This is a genomic window from Microcystis sp. M_QC_C_20170808_M9Col (assembly GCF_007095495.1).
Classification (GTDB): Bacteria; Cyanobacteriota; Cyanobacteriia; order Cyanobacteriales; family Microcystaceae; genus Microcystis; species Microcystis aeruginosa.
Window position 1 is genome coordinate 1 of record NZ_SFBZ01000118.1, and the last position, 6,821, is coordinate 6,821.

The following is a 6,821-nucleotide window of genomic DNA, read 5'->3' on the forward strand; positions in this document are numbered from 1 at the left end:
GGTTTCCTAGCTCTAAAAGGTGTAGTAATTGCGGGTATATTGCCCTTGAAAATGCCGTTAAATGTTCGAGAATGGGACTGTCCAGACTGTGGGACACACCATGACCGAGATATTAACGCGAGTAAAAATATTTTGGCCGCAGGGCTTGCGGTGTCAGTCTGTAGAGCGACCATAAGACCAGAACAGAGTAAATCTGTTAAGGCAGGTGCGAAAAATCCTTCGGAACCCCAAGCAGAAACCTAAATCGTGAGGTTTGGGAATCACCGTCCGTTTACGGCGGTGAGGATGTCAACGTCAAGTCTAGCTCTAGCACAGAGGCTCCCCTGTCTGGACAGCACTAAGGATTGTCTTGTAATTCACTCGATCCCGAACGTCACCGAAACGACCGCAGTAATATCTTTGTCGATCGAGGAGGTGTCGTAAATTCCCGAATCGCTCACGTCAGTGGAATTGCGCGAGGTGATCTGAAAAACTCCCGTTTTCGCATCGCGCACCCTTCCCACCCGACTGCCGGTACTACTGGCGATCGCCTCGGCTCTGGCTCTCGCATCCTTGGTCGCCGCAGCCACCATTTCCACCCGCAGCTTATCGAGTTGGGTGTAAAGGTATTGGGGGGGTTCAGAGACGAGGCTAATTCCCTCCTCGATCAATTCCGTTACCTGCCTAGAAAGTTCCGTGTAACGGGCCACATCCCCCGCTCGGATCTCGAAGCGTTGGCTGAGGCGATAGGCAAGAATTTGCCCGGTTTCCTGGCCGTTAGCTGTTACTTCGGGAATCGCCATCGTCTCGATCGCGTTAGTGGTGATTGCGTCGTCGGGAACTTGTTTTTCTTTGAGATAAGCTCGTATCCGCTCGGTTTGCCGGATCAGATCGCGATAGGCTTCGCGGGCGGTGGGTTGTTGACTGGAAACCGATAAACGCCAGAGAATATAATCGGATGTAATCGGCCTTTTTGCCGAACCAGTCACGACAAAAACATCGCTGGCCCGTTTCACCGCTAAGAGGGAGCGCGCCGCTATCCAGGAACTCAAGACGAGAGCGATCGATAGCACCGACAAACCCGCGAATAGCTGCGGGAAACGTCGGAATATAGAACTGTCTTTCATCGTCACTCCTCCTCAAAATTCGACGTTTCTATCCTATGCTAGTAGCGAGCGAGTTGAAATTATTATTTACAAAAATAAATTTTTCTTGCGTCAGGTTGATGCGCTTTGACAGCAAAGATTATTCAGCCCTTCCCGACGTCGGGGGGCAAGAGGGGGTCAAACGGTTTAATCTTTTTTCTGCCTGGCGATAGTATTGCGGTATCTCTACCGTTTCCCCATCACTGTTAGCGTAGAAAACTTTTAAACCTACATCCAATCCCACACATCTTTTAGTCGGCTCTAACGGTTTCGCATATTCCCGAATATCAACGCTAAGACAGAATTGGACATAGTAACCGTCTGCTCGTTTAACAATCCTAACTCGTTTAATTTGGTCTATAGGGTAAAAGTTTAGGTCTCTGGTTCCTTTCAGTTTAACCGTGCCAATATTTTTCTTATCTGTGAAAGTTATTTTCTTTCTATCCTCCGATAGTTGACCTCCACAGTTTTTATATTCCACAGAACGATTATTCTTTTGGAATTTAGGATAACCTTTTTTACCTTTAACCTTTTTCTTACAATTGTCATAGAAACGAGGAATAGCCGACCATGCTCGTTCAGCAGATGCTTGTCTAGCAGTAGAATTTACAGTATCGACAAACTTGAACTGTTTGGCGAGAACAATATTTATTGAGAGAATATTTATCTACTTTATCCTCTTGTTTGGCATCCATCCAAAGCCTTAAAGCCTTATTTCTGATGAATTGTACTGTACGAATAGCTTCATCTATGGCAGAACACTGACTTGGTTTGACCACGGCTTTCATTTCTAAGACAATCATTGTTTATCGACCTCAAACAACTTATTTTATGTTAAACTGTAGAGCAGAGATTGTCGAGATTTTAGTGGCCACCGAAGCTCTGTCGAAGTGTCGTGCTTCGCTGTTTTATATTGGTCGGGGTTTCATCCCGTCGCTAAGCGCTTCGGGTCTTCACCCCGACATTTGAGATAACTTCAAGGCCGAAGTCGAAGTTCCAGCCGATGGCGGGAACGGCATGATCGTCACTCAGGGGGGGCGCTTCGGTGGGTAAGGATTTTACCTGCTGAAGGGGAAACCGGTCTTCCTCTGGAATCTGGTAGACCTAAAACGGCCGCGCTGGGAGGGAACGACCGCGTTATCGCCTGGGAAACACGTTCTGGAGTTCGATTTTACCTACGACGGCCTCGGCATGGGAACGCTCGCTTTTAACAACCTAAGCGGTATCGGTCAGAGTGGAACTGGCGTATTGAAAGTGGACGGTCAAACGGTAGCGACTCAAAAGATGGAGCGAACTCTACCCCTGATCCTTCAATGGGACGAAAACTTCGATGTCGGCGCGGATACGGGGACTCCCGTGGAAGACGCAGACTATCAAGTTCCCTTCCGGTTCAACGGTACGTTGGATAAATTAACCCTTACCGTCAACCGTCCGAAACTGTCCCCGGGGGACGAACAGAAATTATGGGAGGCACAACGGAATAATCGCGTTTCCGAATGACCTCGTCGTGGGGGATTGATCCCCCATCTTGCCGAGCGTGTGCGAGTTTTGGCAAAGTCGAGAGATTATCGATTTTGGCAAGCGATAGGATAGTCAATGGCCCGAACGATGCGCTTCAACACGACAAATTAGGCATTCTGTCAAGAGAAATTAACAAATTTAAATATTTCTCGACCTAATCGATTCTCGAAAAAATTTACCGGAGGAAATGAACGATGTCCCAAGATAAGCCGATTCAACGCCAAATTCTACCGATTCCCGACTTAACCCCCTTCGGTCTAACCACCTACGACGCGAAGAATCCGGACACTGACTATCCCCCGATTCGAGATATCCGACCGCCGGCCGGCGCGCCCAACGTGCTGATCGTGCTGCTCGATGACGTGGGCTTCGGAGCCTCCAGTGCCTTCGGTGGCCCGTGCAATACCCCCACTTTCGAGCGATTAGCGGCACAGGGGCTAAAATATACCCGTTTTCATACCACTGCCCTCTGCTCTCCCAGCCGCGCGGCTTTGCTCTCTGGAAGGAATCATCACTCGGTCGGCATGGGCAACATCACCGAAACCGCCACCTCCGCCCCCGGGCAGAGTTCCGTTCGTCCCAACACCAAAGCCCCCCTCGCCTTGACCCTGAAGCTGAACGGCTATTCCACGGCGCAGTTCGGTAAGTGCCACGAGGTACCGGTTTGGCAAACCAGCCCGATCGGCCCGTTTGACGCTTGGCCCTCTGGCGGGGGTGGATTCGAGTATTTCTACGGCTTTATCGGTGGCGAGAATAACCAGTGGGAGCCGGCACTGTACGAGGGAACAACCCCGATCGAACCGCCGAAAACCCCGGAGGAAGGGTATCACCTGACCGAAGATCTGGCGGATCGAGCGATCGCTTGGGTCAGTCAACAAAAAGCCCTCGCCTCCGATAAGCCTTTCTTTATGTACTTCGCCCCCGGCGCGACCCATGCCCCCCACCACGTCCCCAAGGAATGGATCGACAAGTATCGGGGCCAATTCGCTCACGGTTGGGATCACCAGAGGGAGATTACCTTTGCCCGACAGAAAGAACTGGACGTAATTCCCCAAAATGCCGAACTCACCCCCCGTCACGCCGAAATTCCCGCCTGGGATGAAATGGATGATCGCCTGAAGCCGGTATTAGAGCGCCAGATGGAGGTGTACGCCGCCTTTCTGGAACATACCGATGAGCAGGTGGGACGGGTGATTCAAGCCTTAGAAAATCTAGAAATCCTCGACGATACGCTCGTTTACGTCATCATCGGCGATAACGGCGCATCCGCCGAGGGAACGCTTCAGGGCGCGTTTAACGAGATGGCCAACTTTAACGGGTTAGCGGGTCTAGAAACCCCGGAATTTCTCCTCTCGAAACTGGATGACTTCGGCGCGCCCGATTCCTATAATCACTACGCGGTCGGTTGGGCTTGGGCGATGAGTAGCCCCTACAAATGGACGAAGCAGGTCGCTTCTCACTGGGGCGGGACCCGCAACGGTACGATTGTTCGTTATCCCAAAATCATCACGGAAAAAGGTGGGATTCGCCATCAGTTCTGTCATCTGATCGATGTGGCCCCGACGGTGTTGGCAGTAGCGGGAATTCCCGAACCGACTATGGTTAACGGTGTCCTACAAAGTCCCTACGAGGGTACGAATATGGTTTATACCTTTAACGACGCGGCCGCCCCCGAACGTCACGATGTGCAGTATTTCGAGATGTTTGGCAATCGGGGCATCTATTACAAGGGTTGGAGTGCGATTACCAAGCACCGCACCCCGTGGATTATGACTGGACAGACGATGGTTCCTTTCGACGATGATATCTGGGAACTATACGACGGCAGTACGGATGGGACGCAAGCTCGGGATCTCTCCCGGGAAATGCCAGAGAAACTGCACGAACTACAGCGACAATTTCTGATCGAGGCGGTTAAGTATAATGTACTGCCCCTAGACGATCGCCAAGTGGAACGGGTCGATCCCGCCACCGCTGGCCGGCCTACCCTCGTGCGGGGAAACTCGCAATTATTCTTTGCCGGGATGGGGCGTTTGTCTGAAAATAGCGTCATCAACATCAAAAATAAATCCTTCTCGGTGACGGCGGAAATGAACATTCCCCCGGAAGGCGCGGACGGGGTGATTATCGCCCAAGGCGGCCGCTTCGGTGGTTGGAGTGTCTATACCCACGACGGAAAAGCCAAGTTCGTCTATAACGTGCTGGGGATTCAAAGTTTTGTCACCGAGGCGACGGAGACGATCCCGGCCGGTAAGCATCAGGTACGGATGGAGTTTGCCTACGATGGCGGTGGTTTAGGACGGGGGGGAAATGTCACCCTCTACTACGACGGTCAACCGGTGGGTACGGGTCGGGTAGAACGAACTCAGGCTTTTATTTTCTCTGCGGACGAGACCACGGATATCGGCTACGAATCCGGTACCCCCGTAGCGGCGGAATATACCTCGAAAACCAGTCGTTTCACCGGCAAGATCGGTTGGGTTCAACTGGATGTGGGTACGGACGCTCATGACCACCTGATCGACCCGGAGGAACGTCTGAAAATTATCATGGCCCGGCAGTAGAAAAGGGGACTTGCGATCGACGGTTTCGCTTATTCGGTCTTAGGGGAGGAATCGCGATCGCTGGCGAGCCAATGTTTAATAGATCTCCTGCAAAAATCAAAAATTGTCGTAGTTAGTGAGGAGTCAGGAGACAGGAGATAGGAGACAGGAGGAGAAAAAAGACAAGAGACAACTATCCTACCGATAAAATCTAAGATTATGTCAAATTTATCGGAATTTTTAGATATTTTGACCAGATAGTGCCTCGATAACTTACTTTTCCAGGAGGTTTGATTTTCTATAGCAAAAACTAACCGCAATGGTAGTTTTATCTAGGGTTTGCGGCAAAAAGTTTTGCGTGGGGGCAGGGTGTAGGGTGTGGGGTGTGGGGTTTTACCGATTTTCAGGTGGTCAATTACCTAATTTTCAGAGAAAAAGTACCTGAATTTTCCCCCCGATCACTCCCATGCCCGGAACTTTTTGAGGGCAAAAAAGTCTAAAAGTCTTATCCAACAAGGTTTTTATATTTATTCAGCCAGCCCTAATTAGTCTAAATATTGGCTAAGAAAATTACTGGAAATATCAAATATAGCGTTATCTTAATGGTGAGGTAGGAAGTCTCTGGTTTTAGGAAAGGACGGAACTGCGGAACGCCGGAACAGTAGCTGGTCGTCCGGAGATGACGCCAAATCCCGTCATACTTCATCTTGATGAGAAACGCTATCAGCTGTTGTCTATTTAAACTGGGTATTAAGGAGAGCAATCATGAAAAATTCTCATCAATTGACCAAATCCCTGAAGCGTTTTCGTTATACACTTTTTCTGGGAGTAGCTGCCATGGCAATCACTAGCTGGGGGATGCCCAATATTTCTGTAGCCCAGACTACTCCTGCTCAAGAAAAAGTGCAGTTAATGTTCGTGCAAACGGCAGAAGATATTCAGGTAGATCCCGTCACAAAAACAATTCGCTTGGTGAACGTCAACAAACAGACATTATACTTTTCCGATCGCCCGAACCGGATTGCTGGTAATCTGACCATGGCCGCCTATATGGATGAGTGGACAGCCAGGGCAGGAAAAGATAATTTTGCTAACGATCCCCCCAATGCGACCCTCTCAGTCTACGAACCTGGTCGTCAAGACAATACTATAGTTGTCGTCGAGATTAGCAATCCCGTCATCGATGGCAAGGACTTGATTTATAGCTACAAGCTAATCGAAGGGACTCTACCCAAGGCCGGCGGGGCAACTTCCCTATTTATCGATTGGATTGGTGTTGGTGGTGGTGTCGGTCCTGGCTTTTACGGGGTGGGGGCCGGTACCCGCGGAGTCGGTTTATACGGTGGTTACGGTGGACCCCTACGTTATTAATACTAATGTTCTATTATTTCTGTAAATTTATCTAGCGATTAGGAGAATCCCATGAGTTACCTAAATTCTTGCCGTTGAAAGCCTTGTGGCTTCAGCCCAAGTATGAAAACAAGGAGCGAGATTTTAATCTCATCGAAAATTTGGGCTCTTCGGTAATTGTTATGCAATGGACGGGGGTTATAAGGGATGGAACCCTTATATAGAAAGGCATTTAGCGATTTTTGTCAATTGTTTTTTATCTAGAGCGAACTAATCAATTAAG

4 protein-coding genes and 2 pseudogenes are annotated in these 6,821 nt (G+C 49.7%); 4 read left to right on the top strand and 2 right to left on the bottom strand.

The annotated features are described in order from the left end of the window. Window positions 1–250, top strand: a pseudogene (locus EWV68_RS22055) (zinc ribbon domain-containing protein); the annotation flags it as partial. A gap of 106 nt (window positions 251–356) precedes the next feature. Here the strand turns inward: EWV68_RS22055 and EWV68_RS07285 are convergent. Beyond that, on the bottom strand, window positions 357–1,106 hold the full coding sequence (locus tag EWV68_RS07285) for an SIMPL domain-containing protein (protein ID WP_061430372.1): 750 nt from the start codon (window positions 1,104–1,106) through the stop codon (window positions 357–359). Window positions 1,107–1,263: 157 nt separating this feature from the next. Beyond that, a pseudogene (locus tag EWV68_RS07290) lies at window positions 1,264–1,927 on the bottom strand (RNA-guided endonuclease InsQ/TnpB family protein); the annotation flags it as partial. Window positions 1,928–2,315: 388 nt separating this feature from the next. Between EWV68_RS07290 and EWV68_RS07295 the strand changes: the two are divergent. The 3 genes from EWV68_RS07295 (at window position 2,316) to EWV68_RS07305 (ending at window position 6,559) form a co-directional block, all read left to right on the top strand. Next, window positions 2,316–2,624, top strand: a complete 309-nt coding sequence (locus EWV68_RS07295) for a hypothetical protein (RefSeq protein WP_061430371.1) — start codon at window positions 2,316–2,318, stop codon at window positions 2,622–2,624. 215 nt (window positions 2,625–2,839) lie between these two features. Continuing rightward, window positions 2,840–5,209, top strand: coding sequence for an arylsulfatase (locus tag EWV68_RS07300; protein WP_287169342.1), 2,370 nt, complete (start codon window positions 2,840–2,842; stop codon window positions 5,207–5,209). A 744-nt stretch (window positions 5,210–5,953) separates the two neighbouring features. Further along, window positions 5,954–6,559: a hypothetical protein gene (locus EWV68_RS07305; RefSeq protein WP_002799672.1), complete on the top strand. Its 606-nt coding sequence runs from the start codon at window positions 5,954–5,956 to the stop codon at window positions 6,557–6,559. The last annotated feature ends 262 nt before the right edge of the window (window positions 6,560–6,821 follow it).